This is a genomic window from Pseudomonas oryziphila, from assembly GCF_003940825.1.
GTDB lineage: Bacteria > Pseudomonadota > Gammaproteobacteria > Pseudomonadales > Pseudomonadaceae > Aquipseudomonas > Aquipseudomonas sichuanensis.
Genome location: NZ_CP034338.1, coordinates 3,471,401 through 3,491,964, shown reverse-complemented (window position 1 = coordinate 3,491,964; position 20,564 = coordinate 3,471,401). Strand labels below are relative to the sequence as shown.

Sequence of the window (20,564 nt, the reverse complement as noted above, 5' to 3'; positions counted from 1 at the left end):
GGGCGATCCGAGAGGGTCGTCCTTTTTGCATTTTCAGGATTTTTTGCAGCCCTGCCACTAACGGGCAGCTCAAGTCGGCATTGTTAGCCATTGGATCGCGAAATCTGCGCGCACACCCCGAGGCGCTGATCGTGCCTGCCCATATCTGAGCGGCGGTGTACCTACATCCTTTATTGGTGCGGCAACGGCCAATTCATTACCGCGTTCCGAGCTAGCACCAGCCATCGGCCTTGGCTTGCTCTCCATCCTTCCTAGGATTAGATTGGTTATTGCCGAAAGCGGTAATATCTATCATCAGGGAGTTCGCCATGGCAGAGCCTGCAGAGGTCATCAAGATCAGCCGCTCCGTCGTGCTGTTCGATGAACTGGATCAGTATCACGGCCTCGAGGCGTTGGAAGGGGGCGCTGAAGTCCATCACATAGAAGAGCTGGAAGGGGAGACGCAATCCTTCCATATCGTCATAGCCGTAAACAGCAACTCGAAGACATCGGCGCAGGCGTATCTATATACCCTGGACATGGTGAACCAGCAGTTCCAGCGGCGTGCGCGTTCGGTGAGCTGTGAGTCCATACAACGCCTCGTGGAGGTCATGGTTCCCCTGGAGCCGATCTCCTCGACAAAGCTCCACCAAGCCCAGATGCTGATGAAGGCCAAGACCGCTGTTCTGGAAAGCGGTGATTGGGTCACGGCGTCCGAGATTGCGGGCCTGGCCAAGCTCAGCGCCAGCAATCCATCCTCGCAGCCAAGTAAATGGAAGCGGGAGAAGCGCATTTTTGCCATCACCCACAATGGCGCGGATTATTTCCCCCTGTACGGGCTGGATGAGGCGCGTAGCTACAGGCCCCTGTCTCAGCTGAAGGATGTGATCATGGTGCTTGAGTCAGCCAAGGACGCTTGGCAGATGGCCTACTGGTTCATGTCCGAAAACAGCTGGCTGGCCTCCAAGCGCCCGCAGGATCTGCTGCGCACTGACCCGGACCGTGTGCTCGAAGCCGCCCGGGAGGAAGTGTCGGAGATTTCGCATGGCTGATCAGTGCAAACCTGATAAGCCACCGACCACACTCCACGTATCCCGTTTCATCCTTCCCGCTGGCACCTTGCTGCACCGGGTACACCAAGGACGCTTCGGTGCGACTGAACACAACGCCACTGGGGGCGGCAATGCTCGATTCAGCCCGATCTCCACTGCCGCAGGAGCGATAGTCCCGACCCTCTACGCCGGCAGCACGTTCCATTGCGCGGTGATGGAGACGACATTCCATGACGTGAGCTACTCGGCTGGCCTGAAGACTTTTCAGCAGAAGCGACTCAATGGTCTGAAGCACTCTGTCATTTGTACCGCCCGGGACCTGACACTCGTCGACCTTTCGACCAAGGCACTCCGCCGGCTGGGCATCGAGCGCCAGCACCTGATAGATACGCCTGCATCGGAGTATGGCTACACCAGGTCCTGGGCGAAGGCGCTTCATCAGTTCATGCTCGAGGCGCAAGGATTGCGCTGGATTTCTCGCCAGGATGACCAAGCCGAGGCTTATGTCCTGTTTGGCGATCGTCTTGGTGAGGGGGCGCTCGTAGAGCACGATGTGGGGCGGGACCTGCAACACGACCCGGACACCTTCGGCCAGCTGCTGGCGCTGGCGGACATGATTGGCGTCCTGATACTCCCAGAGGAGGAGCCCTGACCGGGCTGCAAACCTGTAACCCGGCCTTCCCGCCGGGCTTCATAGCGCCGAACTCGGGAAGAGTCGTCCTTCTTGTTTTGCGCAAGATCCTTGGCTGGTCACTTCAGTACGGGGCGCCAGCCCCGCCGCTAACCCCTGCTGCCTTTACCGCCAGGCACATGCAGATAGGCCATCACGCTCTCGGTCAGTTCGGTCGCCAGTTTCACCGCCTCCTTGTTACGTGCCATCACCCCGGCCACCAACCCTTCGATCAACGCCAGCACGGCGATGTTGGAGCTGGTCAGCACCGGATGGTCGGCGGGCGCGAACAGCACATGGTGGGCAATGGCGGTCAGCGGCGAGGCCGGCGAGTCGGTGATCGCCAGCACCGTGGCGTTGCGCTCGCGGGCATAGCGCGACAGTTGCAGCGTGTCCTGGGAGTAGCGCGGCAGGGCAATCGCCAGCAGTACGTCCTGCTCGTCGATCACCGCCAGTCTATAAGCGGCGTTCTCGTTGCCACCTTCCATGCTGATGGCCAGGGCGTCGTTGCAGAACGGCACCAGCGTCGAGGCTGCCAGGCTGGCCAGGTAGGCGCTGTTGCCAAACCCCAGCACATAGACCTTGCGTGCCGCGAGCAGACGCTTGACGAAGGTTTCGAAGGTGTCGGCCTGGTTGTTGCTGGCGGTGGTCGCCAGGTTGCTGCTGGCGCTCTGGATCTGCTCGTGCAGGCCAAAATCGCCATCGGGGCGCTGGGCCAGCTCGTTGCGCAGCTTGTCCACCGGCGAGACCATCTGCTGCAGGGTGGTCACCAGCTCTGCTTTCATGCCGCTGTAGCCGCCCAGGTCCAGGGCTTTGGCCAGGCGATTGACCGCCGCCGGCGAGGTCGCGGTGGCCTGGGCCATCTCTTCGATGGTCAGGGTCGCGGCCTTCAAGGGGTGGCGCAGAATGTAGTCGGCGACCTTGCGCAGCGAAGGCGGCAGCTCGGGCAGGCTTTCCGACAGTTTGCGCATGACCGGCGAGGCATACACGGTGGTGTTCTTCGAATGGCTCGGCATCCGGCGCGAAGCTCCCTGAAAAGTTGGGCCGTAGTGTATCCCAAGGCGCCCCGCGGCGGATGGCCGCAGAGCGCCGGGGGGCTTACTTGAGGCTGCCGGCAAGGAACTGGCGCAGCCGCTCGGACTGCGGCCGTGCCAGCACTTCGCGCGGGGCGCCGCGTTCTTCGGCAAGGCCCTGGTGGAGGAACAGCAGCTGGTTCGACACCTCGCGGGCAAAGCCCATCTCGTGGGTGACCACGACCATGGTGCGGCCCTCCTGGGCCAGGTCCTGCATCACCTTGAGCACTTCGCCGACCAGCTCCGGATCGAGCGCCGATGTGGGCTCGTCGAACAGCATCACCTCGGGCTCCATGGCCAGTGCCCGGGCGATAGCCACCCGTTGCTGTTCGCCACCGGACATGTGCGCAGGGTAAGCGTCGCGCCGGTGGCTGACGCCCACCTTGTTCAGGTAGTGCTCGGCCTTTTCGCGTGCCTCCTTGCGGTTGATGCCCAGCACCTGCACCGGCGCCTCCATCACGTTGTCCAGTGCGCTCATGTGCGACCACAGGTTGAAGTGCTGGAAGACCATGCTCAGCCGTGAACGCAGGCGCTGCAATTGCCGCGGATCGGCCGCCCGCAAACCGCCACGCGGGCATTCGCGTAACGTGAGTTGCTCGCCGTTGACCACGATCTCCCCGGCATTGGGTTGTTCGAGCAGGTTGATGCAGCGCAGGAAGGTGCTCTTGCCCGAGCCGCTGGAGCCAATGATGCTGATCACGTCGCCGGCGTTGGCCGCAAGCGACACGCCCTTGAGCACCTGGTGGCTGCCGTAGCTTTTATGCAGGTCCTGGATGTGCAGTTTGTTCATCGGTCGGTACTCGTAGGTATCAGTCGCTGAGCAAGCGACCCTGGCGGATGGGGGTATTGCCGGCGATCTTGGCCAGCCACAGGCCCGGTTGGGCAAAGCGCAGGCGTTCGCGGGCGTAGAGAATGCCGTCGGTGCTGGCCCGGACCACGCTGTGGCGGTCACTGAGCGGGTCGATCACTTCGAACAGCGGGTCGCCGACCCGCACCTGCGCCCCCAGGGGTTGCAGGTAGCTGACCACGCCGGGGTGCTCGGCGTAGGCGTACTGGGCGCCAGCGAATGGCGTGGCCTGGCAGCCAAGCGCCGGTGCGCTCGGCCAGTGGCCGCTGATCAGGCCTTGCTCGGCCAGGTAGCCGAGGATCTGCTCGGCGCTGGCCTGGCACTGCTCGCGGCCGGTGTCGGCCATGCCGCGCAGTTCGATGGTGGTGGCCACGCAGGCCAGGGGGATCTCGGCCTGGGGGAAGTGCGCGCGCAGTTGCAACCACGGCGCCGCACAGGCTTCATCGAACGCGTCGCCGCCGGCACCTTCGGCCAGCAGCACCGCTTCGGCGCCCAGGCGCGCGGCCAGCGAGCGCAGCTGCGGCCAGTGCTGTGGCATGGCGTAGAGCAGCATCACCGATTCGAAATCACAGTGCAGGTCCAGCACCAGGTCGGCGTCGCAGGCGTGGCGCAAGAGCAGCCGGCGCAAGCCGTCCAGCTCCGACTGCGGCGGCGGCAGGGCGTCGATGAGCTCGACCATGGCCTGGCGAATCGTTGCCACGTTGCCGGCCTCGTCGTCGCCCAGGCGACCCTCCAGGCGCGTGACCAGCGCCTGGGTCAGTGCCGGGAAGTCGCGGTTGAAATTCTTGCCGCTGTTGAATTCGAAACGGCCCTGATGGGTGGCCTGGAACATCTGGCCGATGCCGATCGGATTGGCCAGGGGCACCAGTTCGATGGTCCCGCTGAGCCGGCCTTGGGCCTCGAGCTCGAGCAGGCGCCGCTTGAGCTCGACGGCAACGCGCATGCCCGGCAATTCGTCGGCGTGCAGCGCAGCCTGGATGTAGGCCTTGCGCGGCCCGCTGCCAAAACGCAACACGCGCAGGCTCCGCTGGGTGCCGCAGGCGCTCCAGGGCAAGGTATGGTCAATGTGCTGCATGCAGGCTCCTTAGTGCTTGCGTGGGGCCAGGTAGGCCAGCCAGTGGCGCTCGGCCAGTTTGAACAGGCGCACCAGCAGGAAGGTCAGGGCCAGGTAGATCAGCCCGGCGGTGATGAACGCCTCGAAGGGCAGGTAATAGCGCGCGTTGAAGGTTTTTGCAGCGCCCGTGATGTCCACCAGGGTGACGATCGAGGCCAGGCTGGTGGTCTGCAGCATCATCAGCACCTCGTTGCTGTACTGCGGCAGGGCCCGGCGCAAGGCCGAGGGCAGCAGGATGCGCCGGTACAGGGTCAGGGGTGACATGCCCATGGCGCGGGCCGCTTCCAGCTCGCCGCGCGGGGTTGCCCGCAGGCTGCCGGCCAGCAGCTCGGCGCTGTAGGCACTGGTGTTGAGGGCGAACGCCAGGCAGGTGCAGAAGGTTGCGCTGGACAGGTACGGCCACAGCGGGCTTTGGCGCACGGCTTCGAACTGGGCCAGGCCGTAGTAGATCAGGAACAGCTGCACCAGCATCGGCGTGCCGCGGATCACGTAGGTGTAAAGCCAGGCGGGGTAGCGCAGCAGGCACCTGCGCGAAACCCGCATCAGCCCCAGGGGGATTGCCAGCGCCAGGCCGCAGGCCAATGAAATCAGCAGCACCTTGAGGGTCAGGGCAATGCCGTTCAGGTACAGCGGCAGGTTCTGCCAGATCAACTGGTAGTCGAGCATCATCGCAGCGGCTCCCTTACAGCTCGGCGGCTTTGTAGCCGACCGAGTAACGTTGTCCCACGCCGCGCAGCAGCACCAGCGACACACTGGTCAGCAGCAGGTACAGCGCCGCCACGGCGAGGAAAAAGGTGAATGGCTGGTGGGTGGCGTCGGCCGCGTTCTTGGCCTTGAACATCATGTCCTGCAGGCCGATCACCGAGATCAGCGCGGTGGACTTGGTCAGCACCAGCCAGTTGTTGGTGAACCCCGGCAGCGCCAGGCGCACCATCTGCGGCAGGCTGATCCGCCAGAACACCTGCAGGCCGCTCATGCCATAGGCCGCGCCAGCCTCGGCCTGGCCCTTGGGTATGCCCAGGAAGGCGCCGCGGAAGGTTTCCGACAGGTACGCGCCGAAAATGAAACCCATGGTGCAGACCCCAGCGATGAAGGGGTTGATGTCGATGTACTGCGAGTAACCCAAGGCCAGCGCCAGGCGGTTGACCAGGTCCTGGCCGCCGTAGAACACCAGCAGGATCAGCACCAGGTCAGGGATGCCGCGCACCACCGTGGTGTAGACCTCGCCCAGCGCCGCCAGCCACTTGAGGGGGGAAAGCCGGCAGGCGGCGCCGAACAGGCCCAGGCCGATGGCCAGTGCCATGGCCAGCAGGGCCAGTTCGATGCTCAGCCAGGCACCCTCGAGAATGCTCGATCCATAGCCGTGAAGCATGATGAAAACCCTCGCAAGCCAGCGTTACTGGCCGTAGATATCGAACGGGAAGTACTTGCTCTGCACCTGCTGGTAGGTGCCGTTGGCGCGGATCGCGGCGATGGCGGCGTTGAGCCGCGCCAGGTTGGCAGTGTCGCCTTTGCGCACGGCGATACCGGCGCCACGGCCGAAGTACTGAGGGTCGCTGATGTCCGGCCCGACCAGGGCAAAGCCTTGGCCGGCGGGGGTCTTGATGAAGCTCTCCTCGGTGTTGACGATGTCGGCGAGAGTGGCATCCAGGCGCCCGGACACCAGGTCGAGGAAGGCTTCGTTCTGCGAGGCATAGCGCACCACTTCGACGCCCGCAGGCTCCAGTTGCTCGGTGGCGAAACGGTCATAGGTGGAAGCGCGCTGCACACCCACCTTGCGGCCCTTCAGGTCCACGGCAGGTACGTTGAGCTGGCTGCCAGCCTTCATCGCGAACTTGCCCGGCGTGTGGTAGTAGCGGTCGGTGAAATCGACCGACTTGAGGCGGTCTTCGGTGATCGACATGGACGACAGCACGGCGTCGATCTTGCGCACCTTCAGCGACGGAATCATCCCGTCGAACTCCTGGATCACCCACTGGCACTTGACCTGCATCTGCGCGCACAGGGCATTGCCGATGTCGTAGTCGAAGCCGGCAAGCTCGCCTTCGGGCGTGCGGTAGGAGAAGGGCGGGTAGGCCGCCTCGATGCCGATCCGCAGGCTTGCTTCATCGGCGTGGGCGAGGGCGCTGCAGGCACAGAAGGCCAGTGCGCCAAGAAGTCCGGTCTTGTTCATTTTATCGACTCCGGTGGGTGGGCAATGCCGCCCGGCGCTGCATGGGCGAGGGGGCGGCGGAACTGAAATTGACACAATTAATTTCATAAATCAATGCAGTGAAAATAAACATGTCAAAAAGGCGATGCCCGGTTCACCCTGGCGGTCGAGCGGGCACCGGTACCCACCTCGACCCGAGGATGTATCGCTTTGTATCCGCCCCCGGCCTTTGCAACCTCGCTTACAAATACCGCTGCCGATGGATACGCCCCGGATACACGCCTGGGGCCAAATGCGTCAGCCCGAACGAAAAGCCTGCCGGCGATGTTCCGGGCCCTCATGGCACAACCCAACCGCTATCGGAGCAACACATGTCCAACACCAAGACTCGTATCGGCCTGCTCACCATCGCCCTGGTGGGCGGTATCAATCTCAGCGCCTCGGCCTTCGCCGTGGAGGCGCTGCCCCAGGGCTACCAAGTCGCTGCCGGCAAGGCTGCGGAAGGCAAGTGCGGCGCCGGCGCAGCCCAGGCCAAGGGCGCCCAGGCGGAAGGCAAGTGCGGTGAAGGCAAGTGCGGCGATGCCTCCTTCGCCCGTACCGACACCGACCACGATGGCCGTGTCTCGCGCGCCGAACTGCTGGCGGTGGCGCCCAAGGCCAATGCCGAGTTCGACGCCATCGACGCCAACCACGACGGCTACCTGTCGGAAGGCGAGGTGTACCAGTTCCGCAAGGGCCAGTTCGACGCCAATGGCAAGCCATTCCCGGCCGACCTGTACAGCAAGCTGAGCCAGGCCAAGAACTGAACCTCGGCAATACCCAAGGCACGGCGCCGGGCCACTGGCCCGGCCAAGCCTTCCCTTACCTTTGTGAAGGAGCAGCAGCATGACCCAGCAGACCACCATCCTCTACACCGCCCGCACCCACACCAGCGGTGGCCGCGACGGACGCGGCCAGGCCATCGACGGCGAGCTTGACCTGGCATTGAGCCCGCCCGGCTCCGGCCGCCCTGGTACCAACCCTGAACAGCTGCTGGCCATTGGCTGGTCGGCCTGCTTCATCGGCGCCTTGCGCCGGGCGGGGCAGAAGCTCGAATTACGCCTACCGGAAGGTGTGGCGGTGGATGCCGAAGTCTCCCTGGGCAACAGCGCCGACGGCGGTTTCATCCTGGCCGCCCAACTGACCGTGCACCTGCCAGGCCTGGCGCAAGTGGACAAGAAGAGCCTGGTGGACGAAGCCCATCAGATCTGCCCGTACTCCAAGGCGACGCGTGGGAACATCGAGGTGAACTTCGTCATTCCTTGAAGGGCACGCCCTGTGCACCTTGTCCGGGCGCGGGGTATCAATGCGCGTCGGCTGATGGCTGTGGCGGCGGCTGGACCTTGCGCATCAGGGGCACCAGCAGGGTGGCGACGGCAAAGCACAGCATGATCACCAGGAACGCATCGGCAAAGGTCAGCGTCTGCGCTTCGCGCCAGGTCAGGCCCCACAGCTGGTGCAACGCCGCCTGGCCGGCGTCGAGGCTGTTCTGGCCCAGTGCCTGGGCGTTGTCGCGCCATTGCTCGAGCCAGCGGTTCATGCCCTCGTTACTGGCGTTCAGGTGTTCGGCCAGGCGCAGGAAGTGCAGGTTGGTGCGATCGTTGAGCACGGTCGCACAGGCCGCGATGCCGATCGCGCCACCGAGGTTTCGCATCAGGTTGAACAGTCCCGAGGCCAGTTTCAGGCGCGCCGGCGACAGTGCGCCCAGGGTCAGGGTGACGGTCGGCGGCACCGCCATCTGCTGGGCGAACCCGCGTATGGCCTGGGGCAGCAGCAGTTCCTTGGCGCCCCAGTCATGGGTGATCGACGAGAAGTCCCACATCGAAATGCCGAACAGCGCCAACCCCAGCATCAGGATCCAGCGCAGGTCCACGCGGTTGGCCAGAAAGGCGTAGACCGGGATGGCCAGCAACTGGAACACCCCGGTGGAGAACACCGCCAGGCCGATATCCAGTGCGCCGTAGCCGCGAACCCGGCCGAGGAACAGTGGTGTGAGGTAGATCGTGGCGAAAATCCCGATCCTGGTAATGAAGGAAAACAGGCAGCCCAGGGCAAAGTTGCGCTCGCGCAGGGCGCGCAGATCAACAATGGGGTCGTCGATCTTCAGGCTGCGCCAGACGAACAACACACCGCAGATGGCGGCCACCCAGGCCGTGGTGGCGATGATGCTGTCACTGAACCAGTTCCAGCGCGGGCCTTCTTCCAGGGTGTATTCCAGGCAGCCCAGAAACAGCGCCATCAAGCCCATGCCCAGGTAGTCGGCGCCCTTGAGCAAGGCCAGGTTGGGGCGGTCGACCTTGACCAGAAGCGGCACGGCGACGGTGACGAACAGGCCGGGCACCAGGTTGATGTAGAACAGCCAGTGCCAGGACGAGATATCGGTGATCAAACCACCCACCGCCGGGCCCAGGGTGGGGGCAAGCGAAGCGATGGCGCCGATCACCGAGGCGGCGATCACCCGTTGCTTGCCACTGAAGTAGATGAACGCTGTGGTGAATACCAGCGGGATCATCGACCCGCCGAGAAACCCTTGCAGTGCGCGAAAGGCGATCATGCTCTGGATGTTCCAGGCCAATGCGCACAGCAGGCTGGTCAGGGTGAAGCCGGCGGCCGAGGCGGCGAACAGCCAGCGTGTGCTCATCACCCGCGACAGCCAGCCCGACAATGGGATGACGATGATCTCCGCGATCAAGTAGGCCGTCTGCACCCAGGCGGTGTCGTCGGCGCCGGCAGAGAGCCCGCCTCCGATGTCCTTCAGTGACGCCGAGACAATCTGGATATCGATCAGGGCAATGAACATCCCGACGCACATGCAGGCAAAGGCCGTGACCTTTTGCGCGGGGCTGAGGGCGGGCAGTTCGCTGATCACGGCCGGCCTGCCGACGCAACCTCAGGCTGCGGCAGGGGCTGGGGCCTGGTATCGACTTCGGCAACCACCGACAGGCCCGGGCGCAGCGCGCCGAATTCGGCATCGCTGCCTTGCAGGCGAACGCGTACCGGCACCCGTTGCACGATCTTGGTGAAGTTGCCCGTGGCGTTCTCGGCGGGCAGCACGCTGAACTGTGCGCCCGTAGCCGGCGCGATGCTCTCGACGTGGCCCTGGAAGGTGCGGCCCGGCAGGATGTCGGCGGTAACCTTGACGGCCTGGCCCACCTGCATGCGGGAGAGCTGATCCTCCTTGAAATTGGCGTCCACCCACAGGCCGTGGGCGGGTACCACCGAAATCAACTGGCTACCGGCGGCGGCATAAGCCCCCACCTTGGCCCGGCGGTTGCCCACATAACCGTCCACCGGAGCGCGCAGTTCGGTGTAGCCGATGTTCAGTTGCGCCTGCTGGCGGTCCGCTTCGGTTTGGGCCAGGGCCGCAAGGGCCTGCTCACGCTGGGTGCCGATCACCGCCAGTTGCTGGCGCGCCGCCAGTAACCCTGCATCGGCGTGGGCGCGGTCGGCCAGCGCGGTTTTCCAGGTGGCTTCGACCTGCTGGGCACTTTGCACCGACACCGCCTGGCTGTTCACCAGGGTCTGGTAACGGGCGCGGTCGTGCTGGGCCCTTTGCGCCTCAGCGCTGCGCGCGTCGATCTGGGCCTTGGCCTGGCTGATGATGGCCTGCTGCAGCAGCTCGACTGCATCCAGGTTGGCCAGGCGAGCCCGTTGCGCGGCCACGGCGCCGTCGGCTTTGGCCAGTGCCGCCTGGTAGTCGCGCACATCGATGCGCGCCAGCAGGTCACCGGCTTTGACGAACTGGTTGTCCAGCACCGCGACTTCGCTGATATACCCCGGCACTTTGGCGCTGATCACGGTGACGTCGGCGCCCACGTAGGCATCGTCGGTGTCTTCGATGAAACGCGCGCTCGACCACCAGTGGCCGGCATAGCCCACGGCGCCGACCACCGCGAGTGCCAGCGCGGCCAGGCGCAAGGCCGCTTTTTTCCTGCCCGGCTTGTTAGTCGTGGGCGGGGCGGACTGCTCGGGGGTGGGGGCAACGTGAGCGTTCATGGCGTTCAGTCCTCTGCAGAGGCTTGGCTGGGGAGGGGGCTGGCCAGGGCATCGCCCTGGCGGTGGGCCCGCCCGGTTTCGGCGCGCCAATGGGTCAGCGGGTCGGCATCGGGCGAAATGCGCAGCCGGTGGTCGTCCGCAGTGATGGGGCGGCCGGTGTTGGTATCCACCAGCGCCAGGGCAACCGGCTCGCCGGTGTGCTCGTCGGCGAGGTAGACCTTCTTCGAGCCCTCGGCATGCTTCGCTCCCCAGGCCATCAGGGTCAGGATCACCGGGCGCAGGTCTCGGCCGGCCTCGGTGAGGTGGTATTCGAACCGGGGTGGGTTGTGCTGGTAGGGCTGGCGCACGAGCAGGTTTGATGCGGTCAGGTCGTTGAGCCGGCGGGTGAGGGTGTTGCTGGCGATGCCCAGGCTGTGCTGGAACTCATCGAAGCGGCGCAGGCCGTAGAAGGCGTCGCGCAGGATCAGCAGGCTCCAGCCGTCGCCGATGTGTTCGAGGGCGCGGGCCACCGGGCAGGGCATGGGTTGGAAGCTGGCTTTCTTCATGGTCTTGACCTTGGATGTCATGCCTTGGATGGAGTGACTATCCTCTAGTAACTTTCATTATGCAAGTTACTGTGTCGACCGTTGTACCTTCCACCCGACCGGACGCCACCGACAGCATGTCGCTGGTCTGCAGCAACCACAGGTTGGCCATTTGCCGGCCAATCTGGCTTGTTTCGCAAAGTTTTTGATTTTTTTGAAAAAAACGCTTTACAGGTAGGGCTTCGATCACTAATATGCGCACCACACGACAGGCACATAGCTCAGTTGGTTAGAGCACCACCTTGACATGGTGGGGGTCGTTGGTTCGAGTCCAATTGTGCCTACCAAACAAAGTCCCGGTTTACGGGCATCAAGAAGGGCGATCCGAAAGGGTCGCCCTTCTTGCTTTTGCGCGTCTGGTGCCCGGGCGGTCTGCCAGCATTACACCGGCAAGCTCTGGTACGGCTGCTCTTCCCCTGGGCTGCGGGCGAACTCGCGCTTGTACTCGCGGCTGAACTGCGAGGTGCTCTGGTAGCCGACCCGGTGCGCCGCCTGGGCCACACCCAGGCCTTCGCCGATCAGCATCTGCTGGGCCTTGAGCAGGCGCAGGCGCTTGAGGTACTGCATCGGCGCCAGGTCGGTGCTGCGCTTGAAGTGCTCGTGGAAGGTCGACACGCTCATGTTGGCCCGGCTGGCCAGCTCTTCCACGCTCAGGGCTTGGGCGTAATGCTCGCGCAGGAAGGCCAGGGCGGCGCCGATGCGGGCGAAGTGCCCCTGCTGTTCGACCAGCGCCCGCAGCACCCCGGCCTGTGGCCCGCGCAAGGCGCAATAGAGCACCTCGCGCACCCGTGCCGGGCCCAGCACCTTGGCGTCCAGTGGGTCCTGCAGGCACTGCAGCAGGCGTTCGACGCTGTCGCGCATGGCCGCGTCCAACGCCGCCGAGCTCATCGACTGCGGGGTTTGCACCTGCACCGCCGGATCCGGTGCCAGGTTCATGCTTTGCACCAGCTCACCCAGCTGCGCCCGGTCGATGTCCACCGCTACACCCAGTAGCGGCGCGTCCGGGGTGGCGAAGGTTTCGCACATGAAGGGGACCGACAGCGCCTGGATCAGGTAATGCCCGGCTCCGTACTCCAGGGTGCGCGGGCCCAGGCGAGCCAGTTTGCTGCCCTGGGCCAGGATGATCAGGCTGGGCTCGTAGATCTGCGGGCTGCTGGCCACGTAGTGGTCCCAGGTCAGCACCTTTACCTGAGACAGCATGGTTGGGACGAAGCCTGGGCGCGTGGCGAGGCCGCGTATCAATGAGCAAAGCGTGGCGTTGGCATCCACATGGCGGGTGAGGTGCATGGTCAACCTGGGCAGAGAATCGGACAGTGGCATCTTCGCAGAATCGCAGTTCAGCGCCAGAGGTGGCCTGGCGATTCCGGAGAATCAGGCATGCATGCCGGAGAATCGGCGATGGGCGAGGGCGGTTTGGGCGCCCAAAATGCGCCGCCTGAATCGTTTCACTCCTGCGAGGTTCCCCATGTACAACGCCATCGGCTACGCCGCCCAGACCCCTAGCAGCCCCCTGGCTCCCATGACCTTCCAGCGCCGCAGCCCGCGCGCCGATGACGTTGCCATCGAAATCCTCTACTGCGGCGTGTGCCACTCCGACATTCACCAGGCGCGCAACGAGTGGGGCATTGCCGTGTACCCGCTGATGCCGGGCCACGAGATCGTTGGCCGGGTCACGGCGGTGGGCGAAAAAGTCAGCCGCTATCAGGTCGGTGACCTGGTCGGCGTGGGCTGCATGGTCGACTCCTGCCGGCACTGCGAGGCCTGCCGTCAGGACGTCGAGCAGTACTGCCTGCAAGGCCCGACCATGACTTATGCCACCCCTGATCGTGTGGACGGCAGCAACACCATGGGCGGCTACTCCAACAGCATCGTGGTCAGCGAACACTTCGTGCTGCGCATTCCCCAGGGCCTGGACCTGGCCAGCGCAGCGCCGATTCTGTGCGCCGGCATCACCACCTACTCGCCACTCAAGCACCATGGCGTCGGCCCTGGCCACAAGGTCGGGGTGCTGGGCATGGGCGGCCTGGGCCACATGGGCATCAAGTTCGCCAAGGCGCTGGGCGCCGAAGTGACCCTGTTCACCCGCTCGGCGAGCAAGGCCGAAGAAGCCCGCCGCCAGGGCGCCGACCATGTGATCGTGTCCACCGATGCCGAGCAGATGCGCGCCGCTGCCGGGCGTTTCGATTTCCTGCTCGACACTATTCCGGTGCAGCATGACCTCAACCCTTACCTGGAAACCCTGGCGTTCGGTGGCGTGCATATTCTGGTCGGGCTGATCGAACCGGTCGATCCGCCGGTGCATGCCGCCAACCTGGTGATGAAGCGCCGGGTGCTGGCCGGTTCGTTGATCGGCGGAATTGCTGAAACCCAGGAGGTGCTTGAGTTCTGTGCCGAGCACGGGATCAGCTGTGATATCGAGATGCTCGATATCCGCAACATCAACCAGGCGTATGAGCGGATGATCGTCGGGGATGTGAAGTATCGGTTCGTGATCGACATGGCGACGTTGCAGGGCTGAAGGTTTGCCTGCTTTGAGGGTGCATGAGGGCGACCAGGTGCAGGGCGATAGAGGTGCAGCGCCCTCAAGATCGAGCGCCGCCCGCGCGGCGCTCGATCTCACAGGCGCTGCAAAAACACCGGCGAACATCTGTTCGGTTGTGACACCCGGCCTCGATGCGTACCATGCCTGGCATCCTTCCAATAACAACACGTGCGTCAACGGCCCTGATCCCCGGCCGCCGGCGCGCGCCCTGTTGCCTTGCCCGCGGAGAATCACCCCTTCACATGAATGGCCCCGTACCTACCACAATGCCGCCCACCGCCGGCACCGGCAGCTGGCTGAGCGTCATCGCCCTGGCGCTGGCGGCGTTCATCTTCAACACCACCGAGTTCGTCCCGGTGGCGCTGCTCAGCGACATCGGCCGCAGCTTTGACATGACCACCGCGCAGGTCGGCCTGATGCTGACCATCTACGCCTGGGTGGTGGCGCTGGCCTCGCTGCCGATGATGCTGATGACCCGCAACATCGAGCGCCGCCGCCTGCTGTTGCTGGTGTTCCTGGTGTTCATCGTCAGCCATGTGCTGTCGTGGCAGGCGCAAAGCTTCGCCATGCTGCTGGTCAGCCGCATCGGCATCGCCCTGGCCCACGCGGTGTTCTGGGCAATCACCGCGTCGCTGGCGGTGCGGGTGGCGCCGCCGGGGCAACAGGCCAAGGCGCTCGGGCTGCTGGCCACCGGCACCACCCTGGCCATGGTCATGGGTATTCCGCTGGGGCGGGTGGTGGGTGAGGCGCTGGGCTGGCGGGTGACCTTCCTGGGCATCGCCGGGGTGGCGCTGGCGACCATGCTCTGCCTGATGAAATCGCTGCCGCTGCTGCCCAGCCAGAACTCGGGCTCGCTGCGCAGCCTGCCGATCCTGTTCAAGCGCCCGGCGCTGGTGATCACCTATGTGCTGGTGACGCTGGTGATCACCGCGCAGTTCACGGCCTATAGCTACATCGAACCCTTCGCCCTGCACGTGGCGCAGATCGGCGGCGAGCGCACCACGCTGCTGCTGTTGCTGTTCGGTGGCGCGGGCGTGTTCGGTTCGCTGCTGTTCAGTCGCTACAGCGATCGCTTCCCCCATGGCTTCCTGGTCGGTTCGATCGGTGCGCTGGCGGCGTGCCTGCTGTTGCTGTTGCCGCTGTCGGGCAACTTCTACCTGTTCGCTGGCCTGAGCATGGTCTGGGGCATCGCGATCCTCAGCTTCAGCCTGTCGCTGCAATCCAAGACCCTCAAGCTCGCCTCGGATGCAACCGATGTGGCCATGGCGCTGTTCTCGGGCATCTACAACATCGGCATCGGCGGTGGTGCGCTGCTGGGCAGTATCGTCAGCAGTCAAACGGGTGTGGCGAATATCGGCATGGTTGGCGGGGGCGTGGCGGTGGTCGGGCTGCTGCTGGCTGCGGCCAGCACCCGGCGCTTCCGTGAGGCGCTGGGCGGGGCTTAGCCCCCCAGGTTCAGCGCGGCCTCTTTCAGCCAGACCCGCGCGCCCTCGCTGCCGGCCTTGAGTTCGACGGCCTGCCCCGCCGGCAGACGCATCCAGCTCCAGGTCGGCAGGCTGCCCGCCGAGCCGTGCAACTGGCCGGCCAGTACCAGCAGCTCCAGCCCACGGCCACTGTCCCAGCGGCATGTATCAGCGGGCTGCAGCACCTGCAGCCAGACCCGTTCATGGTCGTTTTCGAACAGCATGCCGCCCTGCGCGGGTAACTGCATCACCAGCGCCTGGCGATCCTGCGGATGGAACTGGCGCAGGCGCACGAAGATCACACAACCCTCGCTGGCGCCCGGGGCATGGGCGCTGCCCGGTGGGTTGCGCACGTAGCTGCCGACCGGGTAACGGCCGTGCTCATCCTCGAACACCCCTTCCAGCACCACGAACTCCTCGCCGGCACCGTGCACATGGGCACTGAAACGGCTGCCCGGCGCATAGCGCACCAGCGAGGTGGCCCGCGCCTGCTCGCCGCCGACCCGGTACAGCATGCGCCGCTCGACGCCCGGCAGTGGGCTGGGCAGCCACGGCAATGCGGCGCCGTGCACGGTCACGGGGCGGGACAGGTCGGCGTTCAGTTGCAGGTCGTGCATGCTGGCTCCAGTCAGCGCAGGAAGGGGTTGCGCAGACGCACCCAGACGATCGCCGGCAGGGCCATCAGCAACCATTTGAGGTAGCGGTTCACGTCGTACTGTTCGCAGGCCACGCCGATGACGGTGCACACCACCACCACCGCGAGGAACTCGATCATCTTGTGCATCGGTTGCTTTCCATCATTGGCGCAAAGGAGGGCGCGCACTTTACCAGTTGGCAGGCCAGCATAGCGCCGTTGCATTTCGCCGTAACATTTTCACGCTTTACAGTTGAGCATGCCCAGCTACCGTCCTGGCGTTTTCATCAGCCAAGGACGCGCCCCCATGCCTACTCACAACGGCGGCTGCCTGTGCGGCCGTATCCGCTTCAGCGCTCGCGGTACGCCGCGGTTTCCACACACCTGCTCCTGCCACATGTGCCAGCGTCACTCCGGCAGCCTTACCCTGTGCTGGGTGGAATTCGACAAGGCCGACGTGTCGTGGACCGGGGAGGGCGGGGCGCCGAGCCTGTATCGCTCATCCGAAGGCTCCAGCCGCGCTTTCTGCCCGACCTGCGGCAGCTCGCTCGGGGCCATCGACGATGCGCCCACGGTGGCCTTGCTGCTGGGGTGTTTTGACGCGAAAGGGGCCGATGCCTTTCGGCCGACCGCGCATTCGTTCAGCACCTCGCGGCCACGTTGGTGGACGCCCGGCGTTCGCACTGACACCCTGTGAGGGGCTAGCCCAACCAACACGTCATGGAAGATCGCAATGCTCAAGCGCAACAGCCTGGTCCCCGAACTGATCGTCAGCGACCTCGAGGCCAGCCTCGGTTTCTGGGTTTCACTGCTGGGTTTCGACATCGCCTATCAACGCCCGGAACAGCGTTTCGCCTACCTGGACCTGAACGGCTCGCAGGTCATGCTCGAACAGCTCGATCCCGATGACAACTGGCTTACCGGCCCGATGGAAAAACCCCTGGGGCGGGGCATGCACCTGCAGATCGACGTGGTGGCGGTCGAGCCACTGATCGAACGTCTTGAGCAGCAACGCTGGCCCCTGTTCAGGCCCTGCGAGGAGGTGTGGTACCGGGTGGGCGAGGCTGAAGTGGGGCTGCGCCAGTTCCTGGTGCAGGACCCCGACGGCTACCTGATCAGGCCGGCACAGTGGCTGGGTGAAAGGCCCGTTCAAGTGACGTCGTGCTGTTCCCATGAGTGACTGGGGCCGCCTTGCGGCCCTTCGCGGGCAAGCCCGCTCCCACAGGATGTGCGCATTGCTTGAATCATGCGCTGTACCTGTGGGAGCGGGCTTGCCCGCGAAGGGCTGCAACGCAGCCCCGGTTGACGCGATGGCAGTGCCTGGCTTGCCGAGGTTGTGGGGCCTGCGGCCAACCTCATGAAAGGCGCTATCCTTGCCCCATGACCAACCAACCTCCACTACGTCACCCATGCCCCCCAGGCGCCTGTGACTGCGGCCGCGAGCAGCTGCTCGACGGCCCGGCCGAAGGGCGGCGCATCCTGCTGCTTACCCGCGAGGAAGAAAAGCGCCTGGTCGAACGCCTGGAAAACCTCAAGGACCTCGACGACCTCCACCATCTGCAAGGGCGCCTGTACCAGAACCTCGGTATCCGTGTGCACATCGCCCCCGGCTACAACGAGGTACGCACTATGCGCGGCATCGTCATCGAGCTGGAGGCGCTGCCTGGCCTGTGCCGCAAGACCCGCCAGGCGATCCCCGCCGCCATCCGCCGTGGCCTGGAGCGCAATCCGCAGGTGGCATATCGCCTGCTGGATGCCCATGACCTGCTGGGTGGTGCCTAGCGCATCGCCGCCAGCTTGATCCCGAACCCTACCAGGCAGGCACCCGCCAACCGCTCCAGCAGGTTGCTGACCCGTGGGCTGGCACGCATGCGCTCGGCCAGGTGGTGGGTGAGCAGCACGGCCACCAGCCCGTAGAGCAGGGTCAGCGCTGCCACGGTCACTGCCATGAAGCCGAAGGTCAACATGCCCTGGTGTTTTACCGGGTCGATGAACAGTGGGAAGAACGCCATGTAGAACATGATCGCCTTGGGGTTGAGCAGGGTGATCATCATGGTCTGACGCAGGTAGCGGCCGCCGGCCATGCCGCTGTCGCGCGGCGCCGCGCCGGGCTTGCTCAGTACCATGCGCAAACCGAGCCAGGCCAGGTAGGCGGCGCCGGCCCACTGCACCACGTGGAAGGCTGCCGGGTACGCGGCCAGCAAGGTGGCCACGCCGGCCACCGCCAGCCACATCAGCACCTGGTCACCAAGGATCACCCCGAAGGTGGCGGCCAGCCCGCCCTTGATGCCGCCCTTGCCGGTGGCGGTGATCAGGGCGAAGTTGCCGGGGCCGGGGATCGCCAGCAGGATCAGGAACGCAATCACGAAAGCGCCGTAGTCGGTCACGCCGAGCATGGGGGAGTTCTCCAGGTGCGGGGTTGGCGGGCAGAAGACGATATATGCCATCATCCGCGGCGCTTGCAAAGCCGCAACATCACAAGGAGGTGAGGATGGCGTTTTCAACCGATGAACGTGAGCAACTGCTGGCGGTCAAGGGCGTTGGCCCGACCGTGCTGCAGCGCCTGGAACAGCTGGGCTACAGCTCGCTGGCACAACTGGCCCAGGCCGACGCCCGGCAGATTGTCGAAGCCGCCGCCAGCCTGGTCGGCTCCAGTTGCTGGAAGAACAGCCCCCAGGCCCGCAGCGCGATCCAGGCCGCCATTGCCCAGGCCAGGTCATCGACCGGCGTACCCGGCTAATTTTCCCCAGGCGCTTTTCGTTTCCTTGAGAGCCACGCTGCGCCCCGCGCATTCGGCCCTCATCATCCAAGGAGACAGGCAATGACTTCCGTTTTCGACCGCGACGACATCGTGTTCCAGGTAGTGATCAACCACGAAGAGCAATATTCCATCTGGCCAGACTACAAGGCCATCCCCAATGGCTGGCGCGCGGCCGGCAAAAGCGGCCTGAAGCAGGACTGCCTGGCCTGGATCGACGAAGTCTGGACCGACATGCGCCCGCTGAGCCTGCGCCAGCAGATGGCCGCAGCCGCCGCGCAGTGAGCACCGTGAACCTGCTGTGCCTGCCGTACTCCGGGGCCAGCGCCATGGTCTACAGCCGCTGGCGGCGCAAGCTGCCGGCCTGGCTGCAGGTGCGCCCGGTGGAGCTGCCGGGCCGTGGCGCGCGGCTGGGCGAGGCGCTGCACACCGACATGCAGGCCCTGGCCCGGCAACTGGCCAGCGAGCAACGCCTGGCGGCCAACGCCCCTTACGCCTTGCTCGGGCACAGCCTGGGGGCGCTGGTGGCCTTCGAGCTGGCCCACGAGCTGCAGGCACTGGGCTGCCCGCCACCCTTGGCGCTGTTCGCCTGCGGCACGGCGGCCCCGACCCGGCGCGAGGACTACGACGGCGCGAACTGGCGCGAGCCGAAGAGCGACGAAGCGCTGCTGGCCGAGCTGCGCAAGCTGGGCGGCACGCCCGAGGAAGTGCTGGCCAACGAAGAGCTGATGAGCCTGACGCTGCCGGTGGTGCGCGCCGACTTCCTGCTGTGCGGCCGCTATGCCTACCGTCAGCGGGCGCCGTTGCACTGCCCGCTGCATGTGCTCGGCGGCGACACCGACCGCGCCAACGCCGAACAGCTGCAGGCCTGGCGCCGCGAATCTCAGGGCGAGTTCAGCCTCGAGATGTTCCCCGGCGGGCACTTCTTCATCCACGAACATGAAGACCGTGTGCTGGGTGCGCTCACCGGCGCACTCGAACCGTTGCGGCTCACCGCCTGATTGACGTTACCCCTTGACTGGGCGAGGCTTGTCGCCTGCGTGGCGTCACGGCCACGGTTTTCCAGGCAAGGGGCTGACAATGCTGATCGATTCAACACGCGCCACGCTGCTGGTGGTCGACATCCAGGAAAAACTCATCGGCGCCATGAGCGACCCCGCAGGCACAGAGGCCCGGGCGCGCTGGTTGCTGGCAGCCACCGCCGACCTGGAGCTGCCTACGGTGATTTCCGAGCAGTACCCAAAAGGCCTTGGCCACACCCTCGAATCCCTCAAGGCCGTTGCGCCAAGCGCCGTCATCGTCGAGAAGACCCACTTTTCCTGCGTCGCCGCCGACTGCCTGCCGGCCAGCCTGCTGGGCCGTGAGCAGGTGATCGTGTGCGGCATGGAAACCCACGTCTGCGTGCTGCAGACCGTGCTCGGCCTGCTCGCCCTGGGCAAACAGGTGTTCGTGGTAGAGGACGCCTGCGACAGCCGTACCGCCGCCAGCAAGGCCGCAGGCCTGGCACGCATGCGCGCCGCCGGGGCACAGATCGTCACCCGCGAGATGGTGCTGTTCGAACTGATGGGCAGCGCCAGCCACCCGCTGTTCCGCCATATCAGCAAGACCTACCTGGTGGGTGAACAGCCCTGACGGTTGCCCTCGGTACGACGCGGCCAAGA

Annotated in this window: 26 protein-coding genes and 1 tRNA gene; 14 read left to right on the top strand and 13 right to left on the bottom strand. The window is 65.2% G+C overall.

Going from position 1 to position 20,564, the window contains the following annotated elements:
• Nucleotides 1-308: 308 nt before the first annotated feature.
• A complete protein-coding gene (locus EJA05_RS16290) occupies nt 309-1,031 on the top strand; it encodes a hypothetical protein (RefSeq protein WP_125859021.1) in 723 nt (240 codons plus the stop codon).
• On the top strand, nt 1,024-1,683 hold the full coding sequence (locus EJA05_RS16285) for an RES family NAD+ phosphorylase (protein WP_125859020.1): 660 nt from the start codon (nt 1,024-1,026) through the stop codon (nt 1,681-1,683). Before EJA05_RS16290 ends, EJA05_RS16285 begins: the two co-directional genes overlap by 8 nt.
• Before the next feature lie 128 nt (nt 1,684-1,811).
• On the opposite strand, the gene EJA05_RS16280 is transcribed toward EJA05_RS16285, so the two are convergent.
• The 6 genes from EJA05_RS16280 to EJA05_RS16255 all read right to left on the bottom strand — a co-directional run bounded on the left by EJA05_RS16280 (nt 1,812) and on the right by EJA05_RS16255 (nt 6,908).
• Nucleotides 1,812-2,717 (bottom strand): MurR/RpiR family transcriptional regulator, encoded by a 906-nt coding sequence (locus EJA05_RS16280; RefSeq protein ID WP_125859019.1) that lies wholly within the window; start codon nt 2,715-2,717, stop codon nt 1,812-1,814.
• 82 nt (nt 2,718-2,799) lie between these two features.
• On the bottom strand, nt 2,800-3,564 hold the full coding sequence (locus EJA05_RS16275) for an ABC transporter ATP-binding protein (protein WP_125859018.1): 765 nt from the start codon (nt 3,562-3,564) through the stop codon (nt 2,800-2,802).
• A 19-nt stretch (nt 3,565-3,583) separates the two neighbouring features.
• Nucleotides 3,584-4,696, bottom strand: a complete 1,113-nt coding sequence (locus tag EJA05_RS16270) for a succinylglutamate desuccinylase/aspartoacylase family protein (RefSeq protein WP_125859017.1) — start codon at nt 4,694-4,696, stop codon at nt 3,584-3,586.
• 9 nt (nt 4,697-4,705) lie between these two features.
• Entirely contained in the window at nt 4,706-5,404 is a 699-nt protein-coding gene (locus tag EJA05_RS16265; RefSeq protein WP_110994742.1) for an ABC transporter permease, read from the bottom strand.
• Nucleotides 5,405-5,417: 13 nt separating this feature from the next.
• Nucleotides 5,418-6,107 (bottom strand): ABC transporter permease, encoded by a 690-nt coding sequence (locus EJA05_RS16260; protein WP_125859016.1) that lies wholly within the window; start codon nt 6,105-6,107, stop codon nt 5,418-5,420.
• Nucleotides 6,108-6,131: 24 nt separating this feature from the next.
• On the bottom strand, nt 6,132-6,908 hold the full coding sequence (locus EJA05_RS16255; protein WP_125464482.1) for an ABC transporter substrate-binding protein: 777 nt from the start codon (nt 6,906-6,908) through the stop codon (nt 6,132-6,134).
• A 350-nt stretch (nt 6,909-7,258) separates the two neighbouring features.
• Between EJA05_RS16255 and EJA05_RS16250 the strand changes: the two genes are divergently transcribed.
• Together EJA05_RS16250 and EJA05_RS16245 are read left to right on the top strand one after the other, a co-directional pair.
• The gene (locus EJA05_RS16250) at nt 7,259-7,693 is read left to right on the top strand and encodes an HvfA family oxazolone/thioamide-modified RiPP metallophore (protein WP_125859015.1); all 435 of its coding nucleotides are present in this window, start codon (nt 7,259-7,261) and stop codon (nt 7,691-7,693) included.
• 79 nt (nt 7,694-7,772) lie between these two features.
• Nucleotides 7,773-8,192: an organic hydroperoxide resistance protein gene (locus EJA05_RS16245; RefSeq protein ID WP_125464480.1), complete on the top strand. Its 420-nt coding sequence runs from the start codon at nt 7,773-7,775 to the stop codon at nt 8,190-8,192.
• Between the two features lie 37 nt (nt 8,193-8,229).
• Here the strand turns inward: EJA05_RS16245 and EJA05_RS16240 are convergent, their stop codons facing one another.
• Genes EJA05_RS16240 through EJA05_RS16230 form a run of 3 tightly spaced genes read right to left on the bottom strand, consistent with a single transcriptional unit; the run spans nt 8,230 to nt 11,467 of the window.
• The gene (locus tag EJA05_RS16240) at nt 8,230-9,738 is read right to left on the bottom strand and encodes a DHA2 family efflux MFS transporter permease subunit (protein ID WP_223811935.1); all 1,509 of its coding nucleotides are present in this window, start codon (nt 9,736-9,738) and stop codon (nt 8,230-8,232) included.
• Between the two features lie 53 nt (nt 9,739-9,791).
• Complete coding sequence (locus EJA05_RS16235; RefSeq protein WP_125859013.1) at nt 9,792-10,922, bottom strand: HlyD family secretion protein; 1,131 nt, start codon at nt 10,920-10,922, stop codon at nt 9,792-9,794.
• Nucleotides 10,923-10,927: 5 nt separating this feature from the next.
• Nucleotides 10,928-11,467, bottom strand: a complete 540-nt coding sequence (locus EJA05_RS16230) for a winged helix-turn-helix transcriptional regulator (protein WP_125859012.1) — start codon at nt 11,465-11,467, stop codon at nt 10,928-10,930.
• Between the two features lie 249 nt (nt 11,468-11,716).
• Here EJA05_RS16230 and EJA05_RS16225 point away from each other — a divergent pair.
• Nucleotides 11,717-11,793 (top strand) — tRNA-Val (locus EJA05_RS16225).
• 94 nt (nt 11,794-11,887) lie between these two features.
• Here the strand turns inward: EJA05_RS16225 and EJA05_RS16220 are convergent.
• Nucleotides 11,888-12,793 (bottom strand): AraC family transcriptional regulator, encoded by a 906-nt coding sequence (locus EJA05_RS16220; RefSeq protein ID WP_125859011.1) that lies wholly within the window; start codon nt 12,791-12,793, stop codon nt 11,888-11,890.
• Between the two features lie 178 nt (nt 12,794-12,971).
• Here EJA05_RS16220 and EJA05_RS16215 point away from each other — a divergent pair, with 178 nt between their 5' ends.
• Nucleotides 12,972-14,024: an NAD(P)-dependent alcohol dehydrogenase gene (locus EJA05_RS16215; RefSeq protein ID WP_125464475.1), complete on the top strand. Its 1,053-nt coding sequence runs from the start codon at nt 12,972-12,974 to the stop codon at nt 14,022-14,024.
• A 266-nt stretch (nt 14,025-14,290) separates the two neighbouring features.
• Nucleotides 14,291-15,493, top strand: a complete 1,203-nt coding sequence (locus tag EJA05_RS16210; protein ID WP_110994757.1) for a sugar transporter — start codon at nt 14,291-14,293, stop codon at nt 15,491-15,493.
• Here EJA05_RS16210 and EJA05_RS16205 read toward each other — a convergent pair.
• Nucleotides 15,490-16,128 (bottom strand): cupin domain-containing protein, encoded by a 639-nt coding sequence (locus EJA05_RS16205; RefSeq protein WP_223811833.1) that lies wholly within the window; start codon nt 16,126-16,128, stop codon nt 15,490-15,492. The genes EJA05_RS16210 and EJA05_RS16205 overlap by 4 nt on opposite strands.
• Nucleotides 16,129-16,139: 11 nt before the next feature.
• Nucleotides 16,140-16,295 (bottom strand): hypothetical protein, encoded by a 156-nt coding sequence (locus EJA05_RS28260; protein ID WP_153788526.1) that lies wholly within the window; start codon nt 16,293-16,295, stop codon nt 16,140-16,142.
• A gap of 157 nt (nt 16,296-16,452) precedes the next feature.
• Here EJA05_RS28260 and EJA05_RS16200 point away from each other — a divergent pair, with 157 nt between their 5' ends.
• The 3 genes from EJA05_RS16200 to EJA05_RS16185 all read left to right on the top strand — a co-directional run bounded on the left by EJA05_RS16200 (nt 16,453) and on the right by EJA05_RS16185 (nt 17,927).
• Nucleotides 16,453-16,842, top strand: a complete 390-nt coding sequence (locus EJA05_RS16200; RefSeq protein WP_125464473.1) for a GFA family protein — start codon at nt 16,453-16,455, stop codon at nt 16,840-16,842.
• 36 nt (nt 16,843-16,878) lie between these two features.
• Complete coding sequence (locus EJA05_RS16195) at nt 16,879-17,325, top strand: bleomycin resistance protein (protein WP_125859010.1); 447 nt, start codon at nt 16,879-16,881, stop codon at nt 17,323-17,325.
• Nucleotides 17,326-17,525: 200 nt separating this feature from the next.
• Nucleotides 17,526-17,927 (top strand): hypothetical protein, encoded by a 402-nt coding sequence (locus EJA05_RS16185; protein ID WP_125859008.1) that lies wholly within the window; start codon nt 17,526-17,528, stop codon nt 17,925-17,927.
• Here the strand turns inward: EJA05_RS16185 and EJA05_RS16180 are convergent.
• Nucleotides 17,924-18,541: a LysE family transporter gene (locus EJA05_RS16180; RefSeq protein ID WP_110994761.1), complete on the bottom strand. Its 618-nt coding sequence runs from the start codon at nt 18,539-18,541 to the stop codon at nt 17,924-17,926. The two genes, EJA05_RS16185 and EJA05_RS16180, sit on opposite strands and share 4 nt — an antisense overlap.
• Before the next feature lie 95 nt (nt 18,542-18,636).
• Between EJA05_RS16180 and EJA05_RS16175 the strand changes: the two genes are divergently transcribed.
• The 4 genes from EJA05_RS16175 to EJA05_RS16160 all read left to right on the top strand — a co-directional run bounded on the left by EJA05_RS16175 (nt 18,637) and on the right by EJA05_RS16160 (nt 20,535).
• Entirely contained in the window at nt 18,637-18,885 is a 249-nt protein-coding gene (locus tag EJA05_RS16175) for a helix-hairpin-helix domain-containing protein (protein ID WP_125464469.1), read from the top strand.
• An 81-nt stretch (nt 18,886-18,966) separates the two neighbouring features.
• Nucleotides 18,967-19,188 (top strand): MbtH family protein, encoded by a 222-nt coding sequence (locus EJA05_RS16170; RefSeq protein ID WP_110994763.1) that lies wholly within the window; start codon nt 18,967-18,969, stop codon nt 19,186-19,188.
• Complete coding sequence (locus EJA05_RS16165; protein ID WP_125859007.1) at nt 19,185-19,904, top strand: thioesterase II family protein; 720 nt, start codon at nt 19,185-19,187, stop codon at nt 19,902-19,904. Before EJA05_RS16170 ends, EJA05_RS16165 begins: the two co-directional genes overlap by 4 nt.
• Nucleotides 19,905-19,983: 79 nt before the next feature.
• On the top strand, nt 19,984-20,535 hold the full coding sequence (locus EJA05_RS16160; protein ID WP_125859006.1) for a hydrolase: 552 nt from the start codon (nt 19,984-19,986) through the stop codon (nt 20,533-20,535).
• Nucleotides 20,536-20,564 lie beyond the last annotated feature (29 nt).

Bases quoted from the DNA above. Each gene is read 5' to 3' on its own strand.
- EJA05_RS16290 (WP_125859021.1), top strand. From the start codon at position 309: ATGGCAGAGCCTGCAGAGGTCATCAAGATCAGCCGCTCCGTCGTGCTG.
- EJA05_RS16285 (WP_125859020.1), top strand. From the start codon at position 1,024: ATGGCTGATCAGTGCAAACCTGATAAGCCACCGACCACACTCCACGTA.
- EJA05_RS16280 (WP_125859019.1), bottom strand. From the start codon at position 2,717: ATGCCGAGCCATTCGAAGAACACCACCGTGTATGCCTCGCCGGTCATG.
- EJA05_RS16275 (WP_125859018.1), bottom strand. From the start codon at position 3,564: ATGAACAAACTGCACATCCAGGACCTGCATAAAAGCTACGGCAGCCAC.
- EJA05_RS16270 (WP_125859017.1), bottom strand. From the start codon at position 4,696: ATGCAGCACATTGACCATACCTTGCCCTGGAGCGCCTGCGGCACCCAG.
- EJA05_RS16265 (WP_110994742.1), bottom strand. From the start codon at position 5,404: ATGATGCTCGACTACCAGTTGATCTGGCAGAACCTGCCGCTGTACCTG.
- EJA05_RS16260 (WP_125859016.1), bottom strand. From the start codon at position 6,107: ATGCTTCACGGCTATGGATCGAGCATTCTCGAGGGTGCCTGGCTGAGC.
- EJA05_RS16255 (WP_125464482.1), bottom strand. From the start codon at position 6,908: ATGAACAAGACCGGACTTCTTGGCGCACTGGCCTTCTGTGCCTGCAGC.
- EJA05_RS16250 (WP_125859015.1), top strand. From the start codon at position 7,259: ATGTCCAACACCAAGACTCGTATCGGCCTGCTCACCATCGCCCTGGTG.
- EJA05_RS16245 (WP_125464480.1), top strand. From the start codon at position 7,773: ATGACCCAGCAGACCACCATCCTCTACACCGCCCGCACCCACACCAGC.
- EJA05_RS16240 (WP_223811935.1), bottom strand. From the start codon at position 9,738: ATGTGCGTCGGGATGTTCATTGCCCTGATCGATATCCAGATTGTCTCG.
- EJA05_RS16235 (WP_125859013.1), bottom strand. From the start codon at position 10,922: ATGAACGCTCACGTTGCCCCCACCCCCGAGCAGTCCGCCCCGCCCACG.
- EJA05_RS16230 (WP_125859012.1), bottom strand. From the start codon at position 11,467: ATGAAGAAAGCCAGCTTCCAACCCATGCCCTGCCCGGTGGCCCGCGCC.
- EJA05_RS16220 (WP_125859011.1), bottom strand. From the start codon at position 12,793: ATGCACCTCACCCGCCATGTGGATGCCAACGCCACGCTTTGCTCATTG.
- EJA05_RS16215 (WP_125464475.1), top strand. From the start codon at position 12,972: ATGTACAACGCCATCGGCTACGCCGCCCAGACCCCTAGCAGCCCCCTG.
- EJA05_RS16210 (WP_110994757.1), top strand. From the start codon at position 14,291: ATGAATGGCCCCGTACCTACCACAATGCCGCCCACCGCCGGCACCGGC.
- EJA05_RS16205 (WP_223811833.1), bottom strand. From the start codon at position 16,128: ATGCACGACCTGCAACTGAACGCCGACCTGTCCCGCCCCGTGACCGTG.
- EJA05_RS28260 (WP_153788526.1), bottom strand. From the start codon at position 16,295: ATGCACAAGATGATCGAGTTCCTCGCGGTGGTGGTGGTGTGCACCGTC.
- EJA05_RS16200 (WP_125464473.1), top strand. From the start codon at position 16,453: ATGCCTACTCACAACGGCGGCTGCCTGTGCGGCCGTATCCGCTTCAGC.
- EJA05_RS16195 (WP_125859010.1), top strand. From the start codon at position 16,879: ATGCTCAAGCGCAACAGCCTGGTCCCCGAACTGATCGTCAGCGACCTC.
- EJA05_RS16185 (WP_125859008.1), top strand. From the start codon at position 17,526: ATGACCAACCAACCTCCACTACGTCACCCATGCCCCCCAGGCGCCTGT.
- EJA05_RS16180 (WP_110994761.1), bottom strand. From the start codon at position 18,541: ATGCTCGGCGTGACCGACTACGGCGCTTTCGTGATTGCGTTCCTGATC.
- EJA05_RS16175 (WP_125464469.1), top strand. From the start codon at position 18,637: ATGGCGTTTTCAACCGATGAACGTGAGCAACTGCTGGCGGTCAAGGGC.
- EJA05_RS16170 (WP_110994763.1), top strand. From the start codon at position 18,967: ATGACTTCCGTTTTCGACCGCGACGACATCGTGTTCCAGGTAGTGATC.
- EJA05_RS16160 (WP_125859006.1), top strand. From the start codon at position 19,984: ATGCTGATCGATTCAACACGCGCCACGCTGCTGGTGGTCGACATCCAG.